The following is a 22,135-nucleotide window of genomic DNA, read 5'->3' as shown; positions in this document are numbered from 1 at the left end:
CCCGGCACCGCCGACGGGTGGCTGACCACCTGCGCGTGGAAGAGACCTTCTTGTGGCCACCCGACCCGACCACGCCACCGGTGCCGAAAAACATCGAACTAGTTGCCACCTACCTCAACCGAGCCGAAGTGCCGCGGGAGACCTGGCTGTCACTGCTGCGCGAAGCCACTGAACAGATCGACGTACTCGTGTTCTCCGGAACGTTCTTCGCCCAGTCGAATCCGCACGTCGCGAAAATGTTGATCGAGCGGGCAACCCGGGGAGCCCGCGTCCGACTGTGTTTTGGTGACCCCGATGGCCAGGCCGCTGCCGCTCGTGGCGAGGAAGAGGGCATCGGCGGCGACACGCTGGCTGCGAAGATCCGGGCTTCGCTCAGCTATTACCGCGCACTGCTATCTCATGAGCGCTGCGAGGTACGGCTCCATGACACGACCCTGTACAACTCGTTGTTCCGTTACGACGACGTCTTGCTGGTCAACCCGCATATCTGGGGGCAGCCAGCCAGTGCCAACCCGGTCCTCCAGCTGAGGCGCATCGGTGAGACAGGGTGGTTCGACAACTACACCGAAAGCTTCGATGCAATCTGGGCTGACGCGCAGCCCTGGAACCCCTAAAGCGAGAGGCCGATCATGGGCAGGATCGAGTACTACCACGACCCGAAGGCACCGAAGCCCAATTCGCTTGTGGTGGCTTGCAATCTGCTGGTCACCGACGATGCCGGGGCAATCCTGCTGCAGCGCCGCCGCGACACTGGTCAATGGGCGCTCCCCGGTGGTGCCATGGACTTCGGTGAAACTGCCGGCCAGTGCGCGATACGCGAATGCGAGGAAGAGACCGGCATCATCGCGGAGATCACGGGATTCCTTGGCGTTTACAGCAATCCGAACCACATCGTCGCCTATACCGACGGCGAGATCCGCCAGCAGTACGAGAACACCTATATCGGGCGGCCGGTATCCGGGGAGCCGACGATCAACGACGAAGCCGATGGTGTCACCTGGGTCGCTCCGGAGGATCTGGACCAGTACGACATTCATCCGAGTATGCGCCAGCAGATCGCGGACTTCCTGTCCGGCAACTACCCCTACCTTGGCTGAGCTGCCAGCGCCCGTTCCACACGGGCCGCGGTGGCCAGGATCTCCGGCTCGGCCCGCTGAATGAACCTGCCCACCACTGTGTCTGGACCGTAGCGGCTCACAATCTCAGCAATCCGTGCAAGTGCCATGGTCGGCGTGCCGTCCGGGGTGGTGGTTATGTCGCAGTAGGTCAAGGCATCTACAAGAAGCTGATCGTCGAGGATCGGGAACTCGGCTTCAAGTTGTGTACGTAGGTCACGCTCTTCGGCCTCGAGCAGCGCGAAGGTGTGGTTGGCAACCAACCGCACTAGTCGCTCATCGGCTTGGTGTTCATCGCGCAGGAACCGAGCGCCATCGAGTGGATGGAAACCGGTCACGGCGAGCCGCGGTGCATAGCCCACGTCATGCAGGATAGCGGCGGCGAAAAGAAGGTCATGGTCACTTCCTGTCAGAGTTGCCAGCTTTGTGGCGGCTCGCGCGACGCCCTGGGAGTGCGCCCAACGACGAGGCAAAGGCGTCTCCAGTTCGGTCTGAGCGGTTTGACGGGCCCAAATAGAGAAGTGATCAACCACCTTGTAAGGCTATGGGATTTCCGCGGCCCTTCGGACTGGGAACTGCGAGCCAAGACGTGGGGCACCACTCCGGCGCTGGCCTTGGCCGCCCTCGAGCGGATGCGCCTGGTCGACGATACTCAGTCGCCTGGCTGATCATGGCGACGGCAGCCGAGCATCCCATAATGCCCATTTTTTGTGTTTGCACAACTGCGGCCCGTGTAGGCTCCACACGCAAGGCTCACGGCTTCGGACTGGACCGTAGGAAGCGCCAAACCATCCGTACCGCCGAATCGCCGCCGAACAACGCGGCGATCTCATTCATCAGCGCGATCACTCCGATAACGGTGAGCGCCATTACGGTCCAGAAGTACCACCATGGCCGGATCTGGCCGTCCCAGCCGACCTGCCCCAGCTTGTACACCCACATGACCGAGAAGACCCACAACACCAGTAGGGTCCCCAGAAATCGAAATATTCCCCACCGAAACCCTTGGCGCACAAGGCGTTCGGCCTCTTTGCTGCCGGGCTGGGTGCTCGTGATGTCATTGGCGACGCGAATCCGGACGAGCTGAGTTTGGATCGCGGCCTCGATATCGGTACGCCCCTCTACCTGATCTGGCCAATCCTTGGCGATGGCGATCAAGGATTTCGAGATCCCGATACGGTGCCTTACGTTCATTCCACAGCGCCACACCGGCCGCTATGACAGCGGCGACGATCACACCAAGGGGCACGAAGAGCCCCATGTAGTCAACGAACAGGGTCCGCGGTCAGGGTCGGCCGCGAGGAGCTGAGCATCCATGCCGTCGATAGTTCCAAACGAGTTCCGGTCCTGGCGGCCTTCGGCGATAGTCGATGGTACTCGTCATCACTGTTGATAACATCCGCCATTGCCGCTGGGCACGCGTCAACCCCGATGCGGCCGGTGGGACGACGCGCCTCTGTGCGAGATCCGTGGCACAACGAATTCTGCGTGCTGCAAACCGAATTCCCCCACCTGCTGGCGCAGCGACCTTCCTGAGACTAACGCTTCGACCACGTTTGCTCCGCGCCACATGCGGCACCGCAAATTCATGGTTGTCCGTGTGCAAGTGCGCAAGTCGGCTTCCGGATCCGTTGCGGGGCCGACTTCTCGCTGTCGGACCTACCTACGGCTCGTCGGGTTCCAGGACTTGCGCTCGCCGGAGGTATTCGATCCAGGCGGACGGGTCCTCCTCCTCAGTGGCGCGGATTGTGCGCGGCACGTAGGGCTGCAGTGGTGGCTCGTATCGGGGTGGGTGACTCGGCTCAGTGGTCATATCGTTTTAGACGGCCCAGCTTGTGGCGGGGTTCCACCTGTTTCGGGCTTGTGGATAAGCCGCTCGTCGAATGCGTGGTGTCGGCAGTCGGGCCGAATGGGTGGCGTATAGATCGTGTAGTCGCACGCGACACAGGTGTGTGTGCGGTGCCCGCCGACGGTTTGGCACGATTGCCAGCCGACCAGCACCGCCCATGGCCCGAGCCGGTGGCCGCGTGGGCACGCTACGGGGCCCGGTGCCGCGCACCCGCCACGGACTTCATAGAGCCGGTCCGGGTCGACCGGGACGCCGTCGAGTTCGTACTGCGGCGACCACTCATCGAATTCATTCGAACCCACGTTCGAACAATACCGTCTGGTCTAGTCGGTGTCCGCTTCCGGCGCAAGCTCGGACTCAAGGCCGTCCGCTGCGGCCTCCAGGGCATCCAGGAATCGTGAGAGAATCACCGTCCTGCGTGCCTCGCCTCGGCCGGTATCCCATGGCCTCGACAATTGAGGAACCACCTAGGTGAACAACAGGCTGCGGTCTCCGATCACGACAGGCTCACCAATCGTGTGCTGCCCGCGTTGCGCGTCTCGGATACGGGCTTCCTTCGGATACCCGAGCGTGCACTGTTCCCCGACAATGACGGATTCGCCGAGCCGGATCGACGCATACAGCTGCGAGAGCTTCACGCCCCTCACGACATCGACTGTTCGACCAGCCAGTCGACGGTCGTGCCGATCGCTTGGTCTTCACGTTCCCGCGAGTCGAATCCGTGGTCCGACCCGGCAATCGCGTGCAGCGTGGTGTGCGGTCGTGATCGCGCGGCCTGCGCCGCGACGTCATACGACACTGCCGTGTCGTGGTCGCCGTGCACGATCAGCGTCGGCACGTCTGCGGCATGGAAGTCATCCAGCGGCTGGTAACGCGCGAACTCGGTGAACAGGACACGACCGAGCTGGAACTCACCATCGACTAGCAGAAAACCGTTCTCGGCCAGACATTTCTGCCCAACAGCACTGAAATTCTCCTCACGCCAAGCCAACTCCGGAACCAGAAAAGTCCGCCGCAGATCCAACACCGGATTCCACAGAACCAGCCGATACAGATCATCAAGCCACGACAACGACAGCGCCGTCGACACAGCACCGAAGCTCGCCGCCACAATCGACATTCGCTGCCCAGCGAATCGCTCGCGAACCGCGGTCACTACGGCCTGCAGATCCAGGCATTCACCGGCGATCGTCACCCCCTGCTGAGTTCCACCGCTGCTCCCGTGCCCTCGGAAAGAGAACCGCACCACATCGAACCCCTGCGACACCAACTGCTGCGCCAACCGGACGAACATGCCCCCACCCTCGTCCATGTCCACCATGATGCCGTGCACCAACAGCACCACTCCCAGTGCGGGCTCCACCGTGCAGTGGTGGACCGCGAAGTCCAGCCGGATACCGTCCACAGAACCCAATTCGAGGCGTTGCACCGGTCAGCTCCCCTTCACTCGGCCCCTGGCCTCGACCACAGGCTGGCCATCATCTCGTGCGACACCACCGCGTCCAGCTCTCCCGCCGACGCGAATGCCATGTTCGCAATTGCCGCCGAGCCTGGCAATACGGCTACGGTCTTCGTTTGCGTGTTCTGGTAGTCAACTGGCTACCGCGTGTCCGCGCGGCAACGGCTGATGCGAGATGGAATTCATTCGATCCAGTAGCGGCGGATGATGGTGCCGTCGATGTTTGGTTCGACCGATTCCAGTACGCCGCCGCAGGATTCGATGATTCGTCGTGAACCGAGGTTTTCGTCGTCGCACGTGATGAGCGCGCGGTCGATGCCGAGTGCGCGGGCGATCGTGAGACTGTGACGCAGGATTGCCGTGCCGTAGCCGCAACGTCGATACTGCGCCAGGACGCCATAGCCGATGTGACCACCCCTGCGGCGTAACGAGTCGTTAAGGGTGTGTCGGATCGACGTGCGACCTACCACTTGGTCGCGTGCCGTGGCCACCAGATATGTCGCGGCGACGATACTGTCAGGCAGATTCAGCCCCTGCCGCTGGTCCTCGAGCCTGGACACATATTGCGGCCATGCCACGTCCTGGGCCAGTCCCGAGGCGAACGAAAAGCCCTCATCGGACATCGCCTGGTGCGCCGCGCGGACGACCTGCTCATCCGATATCCGCAATGGACGCAGCCGAACCGCCTCCCGGGGGATCGGTGTTCGCGAAACAGGCGCCATGAGTCCGAACCGTAGTCATCGATGTATTTGTCGTCGACGGATTTTCGCGGTCCGCGCCTACTACCCCGGTGTCGTAATTCGCTTGGCGAGCCATTCTCGGGCGATGCGGGCCTTTTCGGCTTGGTGAACGCGGAGGTTCGGTGATCGCGGCGGTGCGGGCAGTCGACTGTTGCGGGCCCAGTAGCCCGACAGCGCACACACGAACGCGGTGATAGCGGCGGGGTTGATGTCAGCGGTGACTGGATGGGTGGCGAGGAGGGGTTCGGGATCGATACCTCTGGCGACAAGCGATGGCATCAGTGAGACGAGGTCGACCCACGCAACGCCGCTGCATGGCCAGGCCCAGTCCACCACGACCACGCTGCCATCGTCGCGGTACAGCATGTTGTCGGGGCGAAGGTCGGTATGCAGCAACGTGTCACCGGCAGCCAGATCCGACCAAGTCGCTTCCAGCTCGGCCAGCCGGTCCAGGTTGCGTAGCGACCACGGGTCGAGATCGACGGGCGGACCGTGTTCGGCGAACTGGCGCCAACCGGTCAGCTCCGCGCCGTAGGACTGTTCGATTGTGGGCAGGTCGGCGACCGGGTTAGGCGTCAACACCACCGCCAGCTGCTGGACTGCGTCCAAGACGGCAGCTAGTTCGTTCGGGCGATCGAGGCGAGGATGACGACCGGGCACAGCTTCGAACACGGCGACCACCCAACCGGCCGTCTCGATCGAGAACAGCACCGCAGGTGTCGGAACCACAGCAGGTAGACGGGACACGGTATCTGCTTCGATCCGATACCGGACGGCGAGGGCGTCATCGCCAGGGATAGCCTTCACGAAAACCGTTCGGCCGTTGTCCAATTCGACAAGCGCGGCCATGCCGTGGCTGAACCCGCCAGACGGAACCGTCACCATATGAGCTCGACCATCTAAGCGGCGCTCGATCGCCGCGCGCACTGGACTGGGCAGCTGATCCCATCCAATCCGATACGCGGCCTGCTCGTATGTCATCACACCATCGTGGGTTTCACACCACTGCAGATCCACTCTTTTCCGGATGGCGTCGAAGTCATTCCTGAACGCATTCGCTATCCCTTTTGAAGGCCGGACCATTCCGGCCAGCAACCCATGCTCAGATCCGTCGTCAACTCATGTGACAGACCGTCGTGACGTGATCATGTGCTCCACCCGCGTTGGTTCATGCGTTCGAAGTAGGCGTCGTCGGCTGCCTGTATTTCGTCTTCTGTCATCGCTTTTGGTGGCTGTGACTCTGGGGCGACCTGTCCAAATGCTTCGCGGATCGCGTTGGTCCCGGCTTGGACGCGTGGGTCGTGGGTGAGCGGGCGCATGGCTTTGTTGACCTTTGCCGCTGCGTCCTGTTCGGCGTCGGCGGTCGCTTGCAAGATCATGCTTGCTAGCCGGTCTCCCCACCGGGTTGCGTCGCGGGTGAGTTTCAGATCGCGCAGGTGTCCGGCCGAGTCGACGATCGCGGTGATGGTGCCGTTGCCCGCGGTGCCGGTGCCGCGGATTTTGGCGATCGCGGCCTGTACTTGGCTGGTTTTGCCCTTGATCTCGGCGATGGCGGCGTCGAGGTCCGGATTGTCATTCATTGAGCAGATCCGCGAATTCGGCCCGCATGGCGGGGTCGTTGCCGATTTCCTTCACGGTGTCCAGGGGACTCTTCGGCCCGAAGTACGACTTCATCGTCGCTTTGGTCGGGTCGGCTCCACGAGCTCGCAGTAAGCGGACGGTAGCGATCGGGTCCGCGCCCGAGGACATGATCGCCCAGTAGATCGCCGGCATCCCTTTGTCGGTCACGGCGTCGATGTCGGCTCCCGCGTCGAGTAACAGCGCCACCAGTTGCGGCGCGGCAGCCTGCGCCGCGAAATGCAGTGGCGTCCAGTCGTGGTTGTCGCGGGCGTTGACGTCCTCGGCGCCGAGCAAACGCCGCACAGCATCGAGATCGGCGTCAGCTGCGGCGTAATGCAGTGCGGTACGGCCGAATTCATCGCGTTGTGTCATCTACTTGTCTTCCCGTCTGTGGCTTCGGTTCCCGTACTGGTCCTCGATATGGAACCAGTCGGGATGGCTGTTGACGCGTTGATCCAACTGCTGTTGTGTCAGTCCCTCGGCTTGAGCGTCAGCAAGCAGCCTGCGGTTCTCGAACCCTGAATTGTGGCCGAACTCCCACTTCGGATTGACCGGGTACAGCGAGTTGTTTGCCGAGTCGACGTAGTACTTGCCATCGGGCGTCTTCTCCAGCTGGGTCACCCAGGGCTTGTCGTCGTAGGACTTGTTGATCGGCACCTTGACTTCGGTCTCGGAGGCCACGATGTAGAAGTCGTCATCGCCGGTATCGCCGGGACGCTTCCATGTCTTGGTCTTGGCGACGATCTTGTCCTTGGTCTCCTGCGTCAGGTTCGGTCGACGCAGCTTCGAAAAGCTGGTGAACGGTCCCGGCGCCACCGCACCGTCCGCGGCGGCCAGCGCTGGACGCGCTCGCAGGAGCGGGATCAGCGCTTCGCTGCCACGGGCGATGGCTTGGGACACCGCAACCGGCACGCGCACCGTCTCGACCACGGTGACCAGGGCGCGAATCATCGCCGCGATACGGGCGCCGTAGATGCTGAGCGCGATCGCCATACCGCCCTGGGCGGCGGCCGCTGATCCGCCACCGGTAAACGGGGCAGCGACCCAGCCGAAGACCTGGTCGACAGCAACCAGCGCGGCAAGCTCGATCAACGCTCGTTTAATCGCGTTCTTGGTCTGCTCCACCGAATTCGCGTACGAGTCACAGGATGTCGCGAGCTGATCACACACACCCGCCAGCGACTCGAACTGGCCTTTGACGATGTCGGCCTGCTCCAACGCTTGGGGTGTCTCAGTGCTTTGCTGCGCCTCGATCAGCTCCCGAGCCGTCGGCAGCGGCGCCACCACGGTGCGCAGTCCATTGGCCATCGTCCGCCACGCCGCGCCAGCCTTGCGCAGAACATCCGGGTGCCCGTTCGGCCAGACCTCGCCCTCGATATAGCCCTTGATCGCCGACCAGCCGGTCGGTTCCGCGTCGTGACCGCCGTAGGCGGCCGGAGGTTCGGGCGGGTTGTAAACCTTCAGTGCCCCGGCCGGGAATACCAGATCGTTCGGGTTGGGTTCGGGCGCGGACTGTGAGTTCGCGTTGGCGTGGTTGGCGGCGGTGTATTGCAGCAGATCGTGCATCTGCCCGACCGCGAGGGCCAGATCACCGAGCGCGTCGACGGTGTCCCAGGCGGCCGGGTCGTAGTCGTTGCTCCATTTCCGTCCAGCGTTGTCCGAACCCGCGCTGCCACCGCAGGTGGCCAGCACCTTGCTCAACGTGTCGATGTTGTAGGTCAGCGCGTTGTGCACGCCCTCGTACACGTCGGCGGCCTTGGTGAATCCCTGCGGATCGACCTGGATAACCGGTGGTGCCATCAGGGCCACATCTTGGTATTGGTTTCGATTGCGGCACTGTAGTTTTGGTGCGCGTTCCTCGCGACATCACGTAGTTCGTCGAGGATTGCACGCATCTCGTCGACCCCGGCCACCCACTTGTCGTGCGCCACCCGCTGCGCCGTCGCTGCCTGGCTCGACCACGTCAAATGCAGATCGGCGATATGCCCGTCGACCTCGCCTAGCCAGTCCTCGACCGTGCGACCGAACTTGTCCATCGTGTCGATCGCGGCATCCAATTGTTCGAGATCGACCTTGTAGCTGTCTTCACTGGTCACGGCAGATCCAACCCCTGCAGCCCGGTGATCGCATCACGATTCGTTGCGTCACGCAGCTCGTACTGAGTGGCTGCCTCAGCCAGGCTCGCCGCGGAATCCTCCAATGCCGCGATCACGGTCTCGGCACCGTGCTTCCACTCCACCCACGACTCGTCATAGGCACTGGCCGCTTTGCCCTGCCACCCGTCGGCAAGAAGTTCTTTGCCGGTCGTGTTATCGAGCTTCGTCAGCTCATCTCGGATGGATTGCGCTTTACCAGCAGTAAAGCGCGCAGCCTCCCGTAATCGGTCGATCTTGACCTGGAGTTCTCCCGACACCCCGCTCCCCTCCATCGTGCAGAACGCCTTCGAACTATAGGACGCGGAGCGAACCCGGCAGGAACCCGCAAATCGGAAAGCTGGACTGACCTGCCAACGGCCGCACGGGAATCCAACTCTTGTAGCCCACGGAGAAAATCATCGAGAGTCGTTCGCCGCTGCGTTGACATGCGTTCGGATGCCCGCCAGGCTGTCGTCCGCCTGATCGTGGCATCTCGAGCGGTAAGCCAGTCGGAGGACGACTCGCCGCGGGCGGCAAAAGATTCTTCGAACATCTGCCGACGGCGTCCACCCCTGAGTGAATCCGGCAGTCCGACCGTCTTCGTGCCCCACTCCGCATTCCGGCGTCTGCATCGGCGTCGACCTGGCGGCGGTACTGCGCACAACCAGACTGAAGCAACTGGTCATCTTCGAGCCCGCTGATATCACGTCAGCGGAGGATTGTCCGGCCAGAGTTCTTCCCTGCCCCCTTCTTATCACCTGACGAAGATCTCGTGCACCAGTTTCGTGCCCATCGCTGTTTGCGCTCCCGGTCGCGAGCGATCCAGTTCCGGCCCTCAGTGGCCACCGCCTCCAGGATCTGCAGGGCGCTGTCGAACCCAGAGGTCTGCACATATGCCGCGTCCCCCGCCCTGTCATCCTCTCCGGTCGTCTGGTCATCGCCTGTCGCTCGGGGGTTTTCCTTGACCTCGGCGATACACGTGCCGTTGAGCAAGGTCAGCCGAAACATTCGTTCACTGAGGTTGTCGACCGAAGGGCGGCCATCGGCCAGGAAGGTGCGGACGCCTTTCTCCATCACGGAGGCCGATGCCACAGCATCGTAAGTGCACATCTGGCGTTGCTCGTTGCGCACATCCCCGGTAGCGAGACTCAGATACGTTCGCGTGGTGCGCATTCCGTATGCGGTGAGCAGGAAGACGTTGACCAGATAAGCCTCGTATCGGGGCGGCCCGTCGGTGACTCTTCCCTTGCGCGCGTAGGGAGCTCGTTCGGTCAGCACTACGTGCGTCACCAGATCACGCTCGCGAAGATTCGCTCGCCGCAGCGCGTCGTCTTTGAGGTAGGCCTTGTCCAGGGCCAGCCAATGCGCCATCTCGGCATCGTTTGGGCGGTCGGCCAGAACCTGGACCCATCGGTGATACTGTGCCGATTCTTCGGCAAGCAGTACCTCGGCATCATGATCGAGCAGACTTTGCGTCCGGGATACGGAGACGATGCAGGCGACGCCGCGGATACCCCACCAGCCGCCTGCCGCAAGGAGAAACGCCACGAAATGGCTGACCGCCAATGGGGCAAGTCCGGTGGCCCACACCATTACGCCGATGATCCGCAGGTTTGATGCCCGTTGCGATCCGGCTGGTTGCACCGGTGGGTAGTCGCACTGTCGGCGGGCTCGCACGCCATGCCACATGATCAGCCATTTCAGCTCACTGGGGTGAACTTCGTCGTCGCTGTACTGCTGTTGCAGCCTGCGTTTGAGATGGGCTCGATAGCCCGCTGTGGTTTCCCACAGGCCGCCGGGAGTCACCTCTCGAAAGCACTGGTCGACCAGTTTGTCGAACTTCGTTTCCTGCTGATAAGGCAGCGGCGGCTGGAAATTCGCCCACACGCTCTCGGCATGGCGCACATCGGTCTGCAACACGGTCGTGTAGCGCAACATCATGTAACCGCCAGCCGTGATCACCCCCAGGCCGACCACGGTGCTGGCGTTGATCGCATCGACCAGCGCGCACACGATGGCCAATGCCGTTGCCATGGAGCCGAGGACGGCGTCGCGCCAGTCGGTGGCGGTGGAACGAGTCGCCGACGTCAGCCATTTCATCGGCTGTCGAGGATGGGCTTCGAAGAACTTCCATGCCCGCTCGACGCGGTTACCGCTCATCCGTTTCACCGCGACCTGATACTTGCGCTCACCGGTAAGTCGTTCCTGCACAGCACCGCTGAGAATCAGATTCAGGTGCCTGTCGATCTCGTCCTGTCGATCCACTGTCAGCATGCCGAACACCTCCAGCGCGGCTGTAAGTTCCCGCGCGGCGGTCCCGTCGCCGAATTCCGTATGGGCGTAGCGCAGTAGCGTGTCGACGACGTCGAGTGCATCCCGCCATTCGTCTCTCGGGAGTTCGGACGCCGCCCGCATGGCGTTGTGGATCTCGTTCGATAGCTCAGCGGTGATCTCGGTGAACGAGCGGTCGCTGAGCACCGAAAGTACGTATTGGTAGGCGCGTTCGGTGGTGGTGTGGCCATTCGCGAGCAGACTGCCGAGGAATTCCTCGGCACGGCGCGGGTTATCGCCTTTCAGGTGCGCCTTAGCCACCTCATGCTGTCGCTCTGGAGGATCGCCGGGCAGGGTGGTATAGAACATCGAATTGTGCAGGACCGAATCGACGAATTGCGTGCCGACCTGCTGCTCCACACGCGCGTCGCCGGTCGCGGTGACCTGACTGTTCACCGATACTTCGGTCGGTGTGGTGTTGGAGTCCGCAATCATCTCTGTCCCCAGTTGAACTGGACGCCGATCTGCTTGTCGACCTTGGCGTGGTCGCGGGCAGTCACCTTGTTGTTGATCGTGGGCAAGGTCGGAGCCGGTGGTGTGGGAGTCGATGCCGTTGGGTTGGGTTCCGGATCGAGGGAGGCTGCCAGTGCAATGGCAAACGCAGCGGCATTGCGCGCAGCGATGGACTGGCCGCCAGCATGTTCCGAGCTTGCCTTCATTCCGTCCGCGTGGTCACTAATGCCGCGGATGACCACGGCAGGCACTTGATCGGCGAGGGCCGCCGCGTGTGCAAACCCGGAACCCTCCATTTCCACGGCGATCGCGTCGTTGTAGGACGCGTGGATTCGGCGAGCGAGCTCCGACCTGGTGGAGTTCAGCACCACGTCTCCCACTGCGATCGGTTCGAAGTACACCTGCGGTGAGGCCGTGTTCGCATCCTTGGACAGCAAGCTGTGCCAACCATTGCCCCTGCATAGACGGCGGGCCAGCTGGTCGAGTCGGTGTGAAAGCTCCCAGGAACGTGGCCGCACCAGAAACCCGTCATCTTCGCTGCGTCCGCCCTGGTAGGAGTGGACCTTGGTAGCCACAACGACGTCGCCGATTGCCAGCTTGTCACGCAAGCCACCAGCTATGCCGACGAATATCATTGCGTTGGGCGAGAACTCGGCTCGGGCCCGTTCGGTGAGCGCGGCAGCGGTGGTGGTACCCGCGCCGGTGACGCCCACGGCAACACGATGCCCGGGGTACCCGGCGATGGTGCCCACATCGAACAACGTGCCTTTGTCGTGCTCGTGCATCTTGATGTCGACCAGATGCTCCAGCACGGCGTCCTGCTCGACGCCAAGAGCAGTCAGAATCACGATCATTGTTTCTCCCCAACGTGATCGGAACGGAGCGTCAGTCGAGACCTCCGTTCAGTGACGCTAGCCACCGATTCAGTTTACGTCAATATGACGTAAACTTCGTCCGGAGAGGAGACGAACATGGCCGAACGCATCTGGCGAACAACCGAAGTCGCCATCGCGGTAGACCTCGTGGTGCTCACCGTACGGGACGATTCCCTGCAAATCCTTCTGGTGGAACGCGGAACCCCGCCGTGGCAGGGTTTCCAGGCCCTGCCCGGCGGATTCCTCGACGACAACCGCGAGGACCTGGACGCGGCGGCAGAACGCGAACTGGCCGAGGAGACCGGCCTGGACCTCGGCCGGGCACATTTGGAGCAGCTCCGCACCTATGGCTCCCCGACCCGCGATCCACGCAGACGTGTGGTGACCGTCTGCTACCTCGCATTCGTTCCTGACCTTCCAGCACCCGAAGCGGGTGGTGATGCGCAAAGTGCAGCGTGGACACCCGTCGAATCCGCGCTGAACGCACACACCGAACTGGCCTTCGACCACAAGCGAATCGTCGCCGACGCGGTCGAGCGAGCCAGAAGCAAACTGGAGTACACCACGCTCGCCACCCGGTTCTGCCCACCGGAATTCACTGTCGCCGAGTTACGCAAAGTGTACGAGATCGTCTGGGGTGAGCCTCTTGACCAGCGGAATTTCCACCGCAAAATTACCGGCACGGAGGGTGTACTGATCCCCACCGGGGAGCAGACCAACCGCCACGGTGGCCGTCCCGCTGCGCTTTACCGCTGCGGATCAGCAACGGTCCTACACCCCGCGATATTGCGCACGGCCACCCAATCCAGCTTGAACAAAGAAAGTCTATGATCTGCGCTGTCCGTGCCGTCACGGCTACGGCACGGAAACCGTGCGCACAATCTCACGATTGTCCGGGCACTCGATATCGACTGTGCGCTCGTCACCTGTGACAACAACTCGGCTCTCGACGAATCATTGAATCCTTTGGCAGCGTATTGGAATCGGTCGAACCAAACACCGACGGCACCAGCCTCCGCCGCTACTGGCTCACGATCTCAACGGGCAGCAACTGCTGCCATAGTTTCGGACAAGCGACTGTGGCACAACCGATTTCGGAATGTTCCTGTCGTGCTTTATCGCCCGCCACCGAGTCCAGGTAGTTCGATCGTGCAGGGCCCGCCATCATTGACGTGGAATCACTCTCTGCGATCATGTCGGATCTGGCGCTGACGTTGCGAGCTCGTCCTGCACCACGCAAGCCACCGCATGAAGGAGCGGCCACCACTCGGCATGGTCAAGAACCAATCGCCGAAGTGCAGGGCTCGATGCAAGTAGGTACCGGGAGTAGTGCCGCCAGTCGTCTTCCGATGTGGTGCTTGGGTGTCTTTCTGTGGTAAACAGCCCGACGTCCAGCGAATCGGCGAGCATCTCGGCAACAGTCTCCAACCGTGCCCTCTGCTCGGCGTTCAGAGCGGATCCGTCCGCGCCTCCGTAGAAACATTCGCGAAGCTCGGGATACTCCAGAAGATGAGCCAGAACCTGGCGTAGGTCGCCCATGATCGCACGTACCTCTGATGTCGCGACCAGAGCGTTTGCTGTCTGAGTCTGTTGCGCAAGAGCTTTCGTCTGTTCAGCCACGTAGCGAAGTTGCCAGGCGGCGAACCCTGCAGAAGCTGCTGCGACGGCCAAAGCAACGATAGTGAGTGTTGTCTGCATCTACCGTTTCCATCGCAATCCGAAAACCATTCGCAGTCAAGGGTATCCCGCTAGAAAGGCGTGCAGTACTGAGTTGACGAAAGAGCTCCAGCAGGGCCGAGTGCAGTAGCTAGGTTCGATGCCGGTCCCCGCATCGGTATGGGGGCGCAATGACTTCGGATCCGCTACCGCTTCTCGACCGAATGTATGGCCGGGCGGGTCTGGACCTGCTGCGAAAGCGGGTCCTGCATCCCAACTGAACTCGCCAACACTCATATCGCCTGAGCTTCAACGCGTTTCACGGAATCTGCGACCGAGCCCATGCTCATGGCAAAAACAGCTCCGAAGTGGTCCCTTCCTCCTGGCAGCCGACACGGCGTGTCGTGTGAGGACCCAGGACCTCGGTAGCGCGAGGCACTCAAGACTTTGCTTAAGCATCTCACCTGATGGCTATCTCGACCGTTCCCAGACGAGCCCTGGTGCACGCCACATAGAGGACCCGGTGAGATTCTTGGTGCGGGCGCAGTCCGCGCTGCAGCAACCGTCGCTCAGTGGTGCCCAGACAGACACCGACGCGATCCCATTCGCGACCTTTGGCCTGATGGGCCGTCACGCCCGGCACGCAGGTAGTGCCTATTCGGAGCCGTTCACCGATCATCCACAATCTTTCGAGCGTTATGCTGTTCGGTTCCGCGGGCAGTGCGTTGCCCGATTCCGAGCACCGGAACATCTCGGCGAGATAGTCGTACACCTCGAAGAGATCGCCGGAGTCCGCTGAGTCGGCGATTCCCTGCATTGCTTTCGTAAAGCCTGGTTGCATCGCCTCGAACCCGGCGTCTGTGAGCCCCAATGCAAGAAGGGCTTCCGCTTTGAAAACGGCGCCCATCCCGGTGAGCTGGCGAGCGGACAGGTCCAAGAGCACGGTCGCGAGTCCATAGGATATGTCGTCACTGGCGGCACCCCATGCGAGCGGAACGATCTCTGGGCGACCGGTATCCCACAAGTTCTTCCAATTGGGGGCGATGACGATTTCACAGTCGGTTCCCGCAATACCGGACCGTAGTTCGACTCCGACACCAGTTCGAAGGTCTCTAGCCAGTTCTTGCTGCTCACTCGAGCGGAAACGGAAGGATTTCGACAAGTACAGGGTCTCCATGGCCAAGCTCTCCGAGAGGCCGGGGACCTTCTCGGGGCTGGCGCCGCGGAATCCATACAACGCTTGCCATGGGTCACCGATAATGGTGATCTCGCAGCCGGACTCTGCAGCCAGCTCGACAAGAAGCAGATCCAGCTCGTTGGCGTCATACACCTCGTCGACGATCAGGCATCGGATGGTTTCACTCAGCCTGCGCCCGACGTGATCTCGGATTTGTTCTTTGGCGAGCGCGGTATGGAGGACCGAGCGGATATCGTCATGCGTGCAGTGTCCATTCGCTATCTGGGCGTTCACATCGGCTTCGCTGGGCACCGGTCGCAAGTCGATGCTTTGGCGGGTCACCGCGATGCCGTCGTCTTGGTAGGTTGCCACCCAGGTCCTGTAGCCCTGGGTGTGGGGAATCAGTGGTTTCCACGACTCGTGGACGGTCAGCGTGGTATGACCGCCGGGCCATTTGATTACTCTGCTGTGGAGAAGGTCCTGCACCACTGTCTGGACGAAGGCGTCGATCGTGCTGATTCGGTGTGGCCATTGCAGCACTGAGGGACCCCAGGTCGATTCTGTCCGCACTCGCAATTCGCGAGTGGCGGATTTGGTGAAACTCACCGCAACGACGGCTCGGTGGTCACGCGAACCACCATCGGTGAGCTGGATCCGATATCGGAGACAGCCAAACCGCTGAGCGGCGACGGTTGTCTTGCCCGATCCCGGCGCGGCCTCGATGACGACGAGTGGCAATCGCGTGCCCGCAGCGACGATCTGCTCCGCGGTCAGTGAACGCAGGAGCAGACCGTTCGGAGAGACAGTCAAGCCGGCTCCGAGAACGTGTCAGCCAGGAGCGATTCCGTCTGGTCACCCGCGCCTTCTTGTCCGTTGCCATTGTCGGTGCCGTACAGAAAATCCAGCATGTCTGCGATGCGTTCGGGCACAGTTACCAGAGTCCCGTTTTCGACTGCCTGTGTGATCTGTTCGGCGACAGCCAATGCGAACTCGCCCTTTTTCTTGGCTCCTTTTCCGGCCGACCTGACCTGAACCTTGTTCTCCACCTTTGCACTCTGGAAAAGGCAGAGTATTGAGTCGACGGTCACGGGACCTTCGGGGTCCACATTGATGTCGATAATGGCTTTTTCGATGAGGGGCTCGTTGCCAGGGACCAACGTGGGTTCCAGAGTCGGGTGACTCAGAAAGACTCGAACAATTTCGGTGTCGTGTTGGTTCACCCAGGCCGGGGGTGTTGGTTGTTCATGAAGTTCTTTGTCACTGTCTGTCAGGATGGCCAGGCGGTCACAGAGTTCGTGTTCCCGGGTTGCCAGCAACCGGACCGGCCAAGATCCGACCTTGGTCCCCATTGCCGTGATGGTCAGCGCCTCCACGAACGCCTGTTTGCCGAGGTTTTCCCCTGCCCATACTCGGGCGAGCTCACGGATGAGCACCACCTCGGTAACGCCCTCGACCAAGAGCACGCGTTCGGCGAAGATCGAGGCTGTACGAGTGGCATCCAGGTGCAGCCGCGCCTTCCGCATCACTTCCTCTCTCCCGGTCATAGGGATGGTGGCAATAGCGCGACTGACACGGCTCCCGTCGGTACGCTTGCGCATGACGACGACATCTTCGGGCCGGGCAGCGGTAATCACCTCTGGGGCATGACTCGACAGAATTATCTGTAGCTCTGGCCGTTCCTGCACAGTTCTGCGGAGATGCCGAACCAGTCGATATTGCAGCTGCGGATGTAGATGCGCTTCGGGCTCTTCGATGACCAATGTCGCGTGAAAGGGACTCTCTTGGAAGAAGGAGTCCTCCGTCAGCCTCGCTTCCTCCAGGGCCTGCGCCAGTTCACCTTCGGCTCCGGCGCGCGCATCATCGGACCAGTCACGTCGATCCGCGTCAACCTCCGCCGACGTATCCAAGTCGAGAACCGATTCGCTGCCTACGGCTGGAGGTTCAGTAGGCGATGATGGATTACCCGCTGTCGAGTCCGGAATCGCTGCGAGGACGACTGCCATGTGTAGAAGATTGACGTAGCCGAGCCCCGAAACGTCGAGCGGTCGAGCGTAGGCGCGTCCCTCCATTACAGCCAGCATCATTTCCAGCACACGTGCAAGGTAGCCATCATCGACCCGCTGTCCACGCACGTAGGGCCAGTGCGTCGAGACTCCTGCAGTAAGCGATGTGAGATGCGCTGTAATGCGCTCCTCCACCGCCTCGATGACAGGATCTTCACTGAGGTCCTCGAGAAGCCTCCATGCGCGCGTGCGGAGGCCGGTCAAATTCCTTGTGTTGTTCAGACGCTGCTGCTGCGCGCGAAGAAGCTCCACCAGAATCCGTGCCTCGCGCCGCGCGAGTTCATCCAACGGGTTGCGATGCGCCGGAAGGTAGAGCAGCTTGATCGCCTTGCTGGTTTCCGGGGGCAAACCGAACCATTGAGCTCGGATAGAACCGAGACTCCCGGAGAGCGTCCTGGTCCAGGAAGCGACCGTATCCCCAGGGGCCATGCCGACATACTGGGTCAGGATTTGCCGCCCGAGCGGACCTTCTTTGCCGAAAAGTTCTAGATCGTAGTCAATTTCGATCTCCCGAGTACCGTTGCCCAGCCCTGCTGAGCTGAACCGACCCAAGCTCGGAAAGACTTCACCGTGTCCCAGATAGGCGGCATCGCTGAACGTCGTCTTGCCAGCATTGTTCGCGCCCACCAACACCGTGAACCGCCCCGGTAGGCGCACCTCAAGCGGAACTTCGGCACTCGCTCGCAGCCCTTGAACTCGCAAACGGCTCAAATGCACTCTTGGCACTCCCCCTGGTTGTTTGCCGGACGCACGCATAGCCTACTCGCGGACCTATCACCTTTGTGCGACACTGCAATCCGTTGCCGTAGCGGGTCAATTCACCGTGAAGTCAGAGTAGTGTCCATCGTTCGTGGCCGTCGTCGGCGCGGTGTCGACGGCGCAGCCCGGACGCGGTTTGCTTAGCCGGGCAGCCCGCCTTTGAGGGGTGCGCACGCTCACCGAGCGTGTATCTTCACGCCCAGTCCGCACCACTACCCCGGACTCCGAAACGAAGGTCGCCCGTAGAGGCGGCGCGACGCTTTCCTGGGACTTCCGCTCGGCCAAATCCCGCGCAATCTCTTCCGGTTCCAACCTCCTTCGTCGGGAGGCTGCATACCGGTTGCCGACTCCGGGCAGATCGATGTGCTCCCTGGAACGTTGTGGGAGTACAGTATTCCGGTGCGACGCAGAACTTTTGGGTTGCGCCCACAACTAGAGCAACGATATCGCCGGGTCGGTGAGATGTCCTCGCGTGCGGGTGGACGTTGAGCAGCCGCCTGCTCATCAGGTTCCAACACCTGCCAACCGGATGCCGGACACCCATGGTGCGAGCCTGGTTTCGAGTGGCCGTTGAGCAGCCCAGTCTTCCGGCTCGCGGCCGTCACCTTCCCGCAGTCCTCGCACACGTGCTCCACGCTGAACGGACTGCGCCCATAGAACGGCATGTTCACATCATGCCTGTCAGTCCTGTTGAAGGCAGCGAAATCGATTTGATCTGCTGATTACCGTAGTTACCACAGGGATTCAGTCGTAGCCACGATGCATGAAGGAGATCGCGGAATGGCAAGCCGGGACGCCGACCCTACGGTTGGTCGACGAGCAGACCGACACGCAGCCAGGCGAGCCAACCGCGAGATTGGAAATCAGGCCGAACAACGAGGCCGTGGTGTTCCACCGACGGTCGAAGGGTTCGAGCGCGAATTCCACGAGCGCGGTCATGATGGTATCGCCGAAGCTCTGCTCTCACGGCACAACCAACGGATGGAGCGCATCGTCGCGGTGGGTGTGATGACACAGCAAATCGTCTTGCCGGTGTTGTCTAGCTCCATGGCGTTGGGCTTCGTCGCCGAACAACTCGGCGCCCACGAACTGCGCCCGACGATCATTGCAGGTCCGACGTGGGCGGATCATCTGGCCTGGGGGCTGGACAGCGTCAGCGCAGCAGTCCGCCTCCTGCTCGGTCTGCAACCGATCGGCGCCGCGATCATCGCACGAACCCAGCTCGAACGCTGGTCGGCCAATATGGCATTCAACACCGATCTCAACCAAGAACCAGGCGAAGACACCGCAACGTGGATGAATCGCCTCTGGAACCACTGCGGCGTCTGGTTACCGAAACACAAGCGGCAGATCGGAGACTTGTTCGCCGAGCTGAGCGAGCTCATGCATGCCCGCGGCCCGCTGATGCCATTGGTATGGCTCGACGCCGTCGAAATCGCCGACGCTCCCACCAGCGATCACGTCAAATTGATGGAGAAAACCTGCGAGGCGCTCGTCTTGAGCCTCGGTCACTTGCGACTGTGCCTGGCCACTGCTGTGGAGGATCAGGGTGCCCCTGAGTACGCGGAAGCTGTAGCTGGCGTTCGACTTGTAGCACCTGCCCAGAGTTGGGTGCCCAACCTGGGACCCTGGGTATGGCCGATGACGCCGGGCCACTTCGACATTCCTGTCGTTCAGGACTTCATCAACGGTATGCAGGGCTACTTCCACATGGTCTCAGCCGCGCTCCATGCTGACCATGAACCCGAACCCCCACGTGAAGGATGGCCCCTCTACAGCTTCGGCCACCACCGATTCCGAGCAATGGTCATGGCGGTGACGGCCTCCGATCAGGACCGAAAAGTGATGGGCGAGAACCCTGGCCACACGATTCAGGACACGATGATCAACGCAGACCTCGCCGGTGAGATGGCCGCCATGCTGGCTTCTTGGCTGCGGAACGATCCCGGCCGCAAGCCGGTGGCCGACGCACTGGCCGTCTGTAGCTCAGCACTGCGCTCGGCAGTCTGGCTCTGGCTCGAGGACGACTCCCGTGCGATGGGCTGCCTACGAGTTGTGGTCGAACAAATCGCCCGTACACGCGCATGGCGCGTGAAACCCAACCGCGCAGCAAAGATCGAAACCAGCCAGAACTCCACTCCCCGCGACTGGATCGAAGCCGCCGGATGGCGACGGCTGAATCTGTTCAACCGAGCCCTCGGAGAGTTCGCCCACGGTGCGACCACCGCGGACTGGGCTCTCGCTCGCGACGCACTGGTCATCCTCCAGCACAACGCGGACACCAACGAGCACGCCAACTTTACAGGACGAAGCCACGCTATACGGGCATCGATCTTCATCGTCAGCCGAGAATGCGCCGCGTGGGCAGACAGCTTCGGAAGCCCCCTGGGAAAGGCTTACCGCAAAGTCATCGACATGGACGACAACCAAGCAGACGCTGTGATTGAGGGACTGATGAACAGAGCATGGGAAAGGCGCGGTACATCCTTGCGGTAATTCCCTCATAGGCTTGCGCAGGGCGGCCGACCTCGACGACCCCGACGGATGCGCGCCAGGTCGAATCGGGGAATGGGAGTGTCGGAGCTTCGGCGGATCTGATCTCGGTCCGATGAGCCGAAGCTGATCGTTCGGCAGGAAGGACCGACTCATGTCGGACACTGACCGCCGTGGCGAAGAAGGATGCGGCGGAGACGAAGAAGCTGCCCGAGCAGCTGCTGGCCCGGGCCAAGGAGGTCGGGCCGTGTGGGCTGCTCAACCAGCTGACCAAGACCGTGCTCGAAACCGCTCTGGAAGCGGAGATGACCGAGCACGTCGGCTATGAGAAGCACGATCCGGCTGGGCGGGGAACGGGTAACTCCCGCAACGGAACTCGTTCGAAGACGGTGATCACAGAGATTGGTCCGGTCGAGATCGATGTGCCGCGTGACACGGCATCGTCGTTCGAGCCGCAGATCGTGAAGAAGCGTCAGCGGCGCCTGACCGGGGGGCGATGAGATCGTGTTGTCGCTGACCGCGAAAGGCCTGACCACCGGTGAGATTTCGGCGCATTTCGCCGAGATCTATGGTGCGTCGATCTCGAAGGACACGGTTTCGGCGATCACGGACATTGATGGTCGCGGAAATGACCGACTACTTGGATGCGGGTAGTTCCGCGATCAGCACATCGGCGCATTCGGTGCTGTCCGCGCGAGTGCTCACCCGCTGGTCGCAGCGGGTGGCCATCACGTAGAACACATCGCGTTCGGTCAGCCAGTCACGCAGGTAACCGGCTTGGCTGTAGGCTTCGTCGGCGGTGAACCACTAACGGCACTTCCGCGGCCAGGACCCGCTCCAGCAGGGCTATCACCTGCCGGGGGTTTGGTGGCAAAGGCCACCTCATCGGGGCCCGCCGCCCGGCAGCGGTCCCGGTCATCGGTCCAGGACTGAGGAACATACAGCTCCCGGGCGAGCAGCGCATGCCCGCGCCGGGATGCATACGCCAGAAACACGCCGATCTGGCAGTTTTCCGCCCGTCCCGCGGTTCCCGAATACTGGCGTTGCGCCCCGGCCGATTTCACGCCCTTCTTCAGGAAACCGGTCTCATCGGCGGCCACCACCGTGTCGGGATCGCCCAGGTGGGCGACCACATATGCGCGCACATCATCGCGGACCCCGTCGACGTCCCAGTCCGCCTGACCCAGCAGCCGCTGTATCCCCTCCGGCCCGCCTCACCAGCACGCTCGGCCAGTGTCCACCCGTTCTTACGTTCCAAACCCACCAACAGCCGCGATACATATTCACGCACCCGAGCCCGCGGTTCCGAACGCGCGAACCGGTCCCCCAACCCGCAACATCAACGAATCCAACTCCGCCACAACACGATCCAACACCACACACCAGATCTACCAGCACCAACTCGCATAG

At 61.9% G+C, this 22,135-nt stretch carries 22 protein-coding genes and 2 pseudogenes; 6 read left to right on the top strand and 18 right to left on the bottom strand.

The window, feature by feature from the left end; genetic code table 11:
- The first annotated feature begins 17 nt into the window (after positions 1 to 17).
- Both ACQP1T_RS20610 and ACQP1T_RS20605 read left to right on the top strand, forming a co-directional pair.
- Entirely contained in the window at positions 18 to 614 is a 597-nt protein-coding gene (locus ACQP1T_RS20610; protein WP_433754680.1) for a DUF5919 domain-containing protein, read from the top strand.
- Between the two features lie 15 nt (positions 615 to 629).
- Positions 630 to 1,097, top strand: a complete 468-nt coding sequence (locus ACQP1T_RS20605) for an NUDIX hydrolase (RefSeq protein ID WP_433754679.1) — start codon at positions 630 to 632, stop codon at positions 1,095 to 1,097.
- Here the strand turns inward: ACQP1T_RS20605 and ACQP1T_RS20600 are convergent.
- Positions 1,085 to 1,648 carry an HD domain-containing protein gene (locus tag ACQP1T_RS20600; protein ID WP_433754678.1) on the bottom strand — a complete coding sequence of 188 codons (564 nt, stop codon included), beginning with the start codon at positions 1,646 to 1,648 and terminating at the stop codon, positions 1,085 to 1,087. The two genes, ACQP1T_RS20605 and ACQP1T_RS20600, sit on opposite strands and share 13 nt — an antisense overlap.
- On the opposite strand from ACQP1T_RS20600, the gene ACQP1T_RS20595 reads away from it, so the two are divergent.
- Entirely contained in the window at positions 1,637 to 1,783 is a 147-nt protein-coding gene (locus tag ACQP1T_RS20595) for a hypothetical protein (protein WP_433754677.1), read from the top strand. The two genes, ACQP1T_RS20600 and ACQP1T_RS20595, sit on opposite strands and share 12 nt — an antisense overlap.
- 85 nt (positions 1,784 to 1,868) lie before the next feature.
- Here ACQP1T_RS20595 and ACQP1T_RS20590 read toward each other — a convergent pair whose 3' ends face one another.
- The 12 genes from ACQP1T_RS20590 to ACQP1T_RS20535 form a co-directional block, all read right to left on the bottom strand.
- Positions 1,869 to 2,309 carry a hypothetical protein gene (locus ACQP1T_RS20590; protein ID WP_433754676.1) on the bottom strand — a complete coding sequence of 147 codons (441 nt, stop codon included), beginning with the start codon at positions 2,307 to 2,309 and terminating at the stop codon, positions 1,869 to 1,871.
- Positions 2,310 to 3,431: 1,122 nt separating this feature from the next.
- Complete coding sequence (locus ACQP1T_RS20585; RefSeq protein ID WP_433754675.1) at positions 3,432 to 3,602, bottom strand: hypothetical protein; 171 nt, start codon at positions 3,600 to 3,602, stop codon at positions 3,432 to 3,434.
- Positions 3,603 to 3,607: 5 nt separating this feature from the next.
- Positions 3,608 to 4,393, bottom strand: coding sequence for an alpha/beta hydrolase family protein (locus tag ACQP1T_RS20580; RefSeq protein WP_433754674.1), 786 nt, complete (start codon positions 4,391 to 4,393; stop codon positions 3,608 to 3,610).
- Between the two features lie 212 nt (positions 4,394 to 4,605).
- Positions 4,606 to 5,145 carry a GNAT family N-acetyltransferase gene (locus ACQP1T_RS20575; protein ID WP_433754673.1) on the bottom strand — a complete coding sequence of 180 codons (540 nt, stop codon included), beginning with the start codon at positions 5,143 to 5,145 and terminating at the stop codon, positions 4,606 to 4,608.
- 60 nt (positions 5,146 to 5,205) lie between these two features.
- Complete coding sequence (locus ACQP1T_RS20570) at positions 5,206 to 6,144, bottom strand: phosphotransferase family protein (protein ID WP_433754672.1); 939 nt, start codon at positions 6,142 to 6,144, stop codon at positions 5,206 to 5,208.
- Between the two features lie 164 nt (positions 6,145 to 6,308).
- Complete coding sequence (locus ACQP1T_RS20565; RefSeq protein WP_433754671.1) at positions 6,309 to 6,743, bottom strand: YbaB/EbfC family nucleoid-associated protein; 435 nt, start codon at positions 6,741 to 6,743, stop codon at positions 6,309 to 6,311.
- The gene (locus tag ACQP1T_RS20560; protein ID WP_433754670.1) at positions 6,736 to 7,155 is read right to left on the bottom strand and encodes an ankyrin repeat domain-containing protein; all 420 of its coding nucleotides are present in this window, start codon (positions 7,153 to 7,155) and stop codon (positions 6,736 to 6,738) included. The genes ACQP1T_RS20565 and ACQP1T_RS20560 overlap by 8 nt, the downstream gene beginning before the upstream one ends.
- Entirely contained in the window at positions 7,156 to 8,583 is a 1,428-nt protein-coding gene (locus ACQP1T_RS20555; protein ID WP_433754669.1) for a GH-E family nuclease, read from the bottom strand. It abuts the gene before it with no gap.
- Positions 8,583 to 8,879, bottom strand: a complete 297-nt coding sequence (locus ACQP1T_RS20550; RefSeq protein ID WP_433754668.1) for a WXG100 family type VII secretion target — start codon at positions 8,877 to 8,879, stop codon at positions 8,583 to 8,585. The genes ACQP1T_RS20555 and ACQP1T_RS20550 overlap by 1 nt, the downstream gene beginning before the upstream one ends.
- A complete protein-coding gene (locus ACQP1T_RS20545) occupies positions 8,876 to 9,211 on the bottom strand; it encodes a WXG100 family type VII secretion target (protein ID WP_433754667.1) in 336 nt (111 codons plus the stop codon). The genes ACQP1T_RS20550 and ACQP1T_RS20545 overlap by 4 nt, the downstream gene beginning before the upstream one ends.
- A gap of 415 nt (positions 9,212 to 9,626) precedes the next feature.
- Positions 9,627 to 11,684 carry a hypothetical protein gene (locus tag ACQP1T_RS20540; RefSeq protein ID WP_433754666.1) on the bottom strand — a complete coding sequence of 686 codons (2,058 nt, stop codon included), beginning with the start codon at positions 11,682 to 11,684 and terminating at the stop codon, positions 9,627 to 9,629.
- Entirely contained in the window at positions 11,681 to 12,556 is an 876-nt protein-coding gene (locus ACQP1T_RS20535) for a hypothetical protein (protein WP_433754665.1), read from the bottom strand. The genes ACQP1T_RS20540 and ACQP1T_RS20535 overlap by 4 nt, the downstream gene beginning before the upstream one ends.
- 117 nt (positions 12,557 to 12,673) lie before the next feature.
- On the opposite strand from ACQP1T_RS20535, the gene ACQP1T_RS20530 reads away from it, so the two are divergent.
- Positions 12,674 to 13,408 (top strand): NUDIX hydrolase, encoded by a 735-nt coding sequence (locus ACQP1T_RS20530; protein WP_433754664.1) that lies wholly within the window; start codon positions 12,674 to 12,676, stop codon positions 13,406 to 13,408.
- Between the two features lie 360 nt (positions 13,409 to 13,768).
- Here ACQP1T_RS20530 and ACQP1T_RS20525 read toward each other — a convergent pair whose 3' ends face one another.
- From ACQP1T_RS20525 to ACQP1T_RS20510, 4 genes are all read right to left on the bottom strand, one after another.
- Complete coding sequence (locus ACQP1T_RS20525) at positions 13,769 to 14,275, bottom strand: hypothetical protein (protein ID WP_433754663.1); 507 nt, start codon at positions 14,273 to 14,275, stop codon at positions 13,769 to 13,771.
- A gap of 418 nt (positions 14,276 to 14,693) precedes the next feature.
- The gene (locus tag ACQP1T_RS20520; protein ID WP_433754662.1) at positions 14,694 to 16,148 is read right to left on the bottom strand and encodes a UvrD-helicase domain-containing protein; all 1,455 of its coding nucleotides are present in this window, start codon (positions 16,146 to 16,148) and stop codon (positions 14,694 to 14,696) included.
- Positions 16,149 to 16,216: 68 nt separating this feature from the next.
- Positions 16,217 to 18,190: an ATP-dependent nuclease gene (locus ACQP1T_RS20515; RefSeq protein WP_433754661.1), complete on the bottom strand. Its 1,974-nt coding sequence runs from the start codon at positions 18,188 to 18,190 to the stop codon at positions 16,217 to 16,219.
- A 786-nt stretch (positions 18,191 to 18,976) separates the two neighbouring features.
- Positions 18,977 to 19,171, bottom strand: a complete 195-nt coding sequence (locus ACQP1T_RS20510) for a hypothetical protein (RefSeq protein ID WP_433754660.1) — start codon at positions 19,169 to 19,171, stop codon at positions 18,977 to 18,979.
- A 42-nt stretch (positions 19,172 to 19,213) separates the two neighbouring features.
- Here ACQP1T_RS20510 and ACQP1T_RS20505 point away from each other — a divergent pair, with 42 nt between their 5' ends.
- Both ACQP1T_RS20505 and ACQP1T_RS20500 read left to right on the top strand, forming a co-directional pair.
- Positions 19,214 to 20,728 carry a hypothetical protein gene (locus tag ACQP1T_RS20505; protein ID WP_433754659.1) on the top strand — a complete coding sequence of 505 codons (1,515 nt, stop codon included), beginning with the start codon at positions 19,214 to 19,216 and terminating at the stop codon, positions 20,726 to 20,728.
- A gap of 203 nt (positions 20,729 to 20,931) precedes the next feature.
- Positions 20,932 to 21,337: pseudogene (locus ACQP1T_RS20500) on the top strand (transposase); the annotation flags it as partial.
- A gap of 27 nt (positions 21,338 to 21,364) precedes the next feature.
- On the opposite strand, the pseudogene ACQP1T_RS20495 reads toward ACQP1T_RS20500, so the two are convergent.
- Positions 21,365 to 22,104, bottom strand: a pseudogene (locus ACQP1T_RS20495) (IS701 family transposase); the annotation flags it as partial.
- Positions 22,105 to 22,135: the final 31 nt, after the last annotated feature.

The sequence above is a fragment of the Nocardia sp. CA-135398 genome (assembly GCF_050955845.1).
Lineage (GTDB): Bacteria > Actinomycetota > Actinomycetes > Mycobacteriales > Mycobacteriaceae > Nocardia.
Note: the sequence above shows the minus strand (reverse complement) of the source record. Positions and strands in the feature narration are given on the sequence as shown.

Bases quoted from the DNA above. Each gene is read 5' to 3' on its own strand.
- ACQP1T_RS20590 (WP_433754676.1), bottom strand. From the start codon at position 2,309: ATGAACGTAAGGCACCGTATCGGGATCTCGAAATCCTTGATCGCCATC.
- ACQP1T_RS20525 (WP_433754663.1), bottom strand. From the start codon at position 14,275: ATGCAGACAACACTCACTATCGTTGCTTTGGCCGTCGCAGCAGCTTCT.
- ACQP1T_RS20565 (WP_433754671.1), bottom strand. From the start codon at position 6,743: ATGAATGACAATCCGGACCTCGACGCCGCCATCGCCGAGATCAAGGGC.
- ACQP1T_RS20575 (WP_433754673.1), bottom strand. From the start codon at position 5,145: ATGGCGCCTGTTTCGCGAACACCGATCCCCCGGGAGGCGGTTCGGCTG.
- ACQP1T_RS20535 (WP_433754665.1), bottom strand. From the start codon at position 12,556: ATGATCGTGATTCTGACTGCTCTTGGCGTCGAGCAGGACGCCGTGCTG.
- ACQP1T_RS20605 (WP_433754679.1), top strand. From the start codon at position 630: ATGGGCAGGATCGAGTACTACCACGACCCGAAGGCACCGAAGCCCAAT.
- ACQP1T_RS20560 (WP_433754670.1), bottom strand. From the start codon at position 7,155: ATGACACAACGCGATGAATTCGGCCGTACCGCACTGCATTACGCCGCA.
- ACQP1T_RS20510 (WP_433754660.1), bottom strand. From the start codon at position 19,171: ATGACCGCGCTCGTGGAATTCGCGCTCGAACCCTTCGACCGTCGGTGG.
- ACQP1T_RS20505 (WP_433754659.1), top strand. From the start codon at position 19,214: ATGGAGCGCATCGTCGCGGTGGGTGTGATGACACAGCAAATCGTCTTG.
- ACQP1T_RS20540 (WP_433754666.1), bottom strand. From the start codon at position 11,684: ATGATTGCGGACTCCAACACCACACCGACCGAAGTATCGGTGAACAGT.
- ACQP1T_RS20570 (WP_433754672.1), bottom strand. From the start codon at position 6,144: ATGACATACGAGCAGGCCGCGTATCGGATTGGATGGGATCAGCTGCCC.
- ACQP1T_RS20555 (WP_433754669.1), bottom strand. From the start codon at position 8,583: ATGGCACCACCGGTTATCCAGGTCGATCCGCAGGGATTCACCAAGGCC.
- ACQP1T_RS20530 (WP_433754664.1), top strand. From the start codon at position 12,674: ATGGCCGAACGCATCTGGCGAACAACCGAAGTCGCCATCGCGGTAGAC.
- ACQP1T_RS20545 (WP_433754667.1), bottom strand. From the start codon at position 9,211: ATGGAGGGGAGCGGGGTGTCGGGAGAACTCCAGGTCAAGATCGACCGA.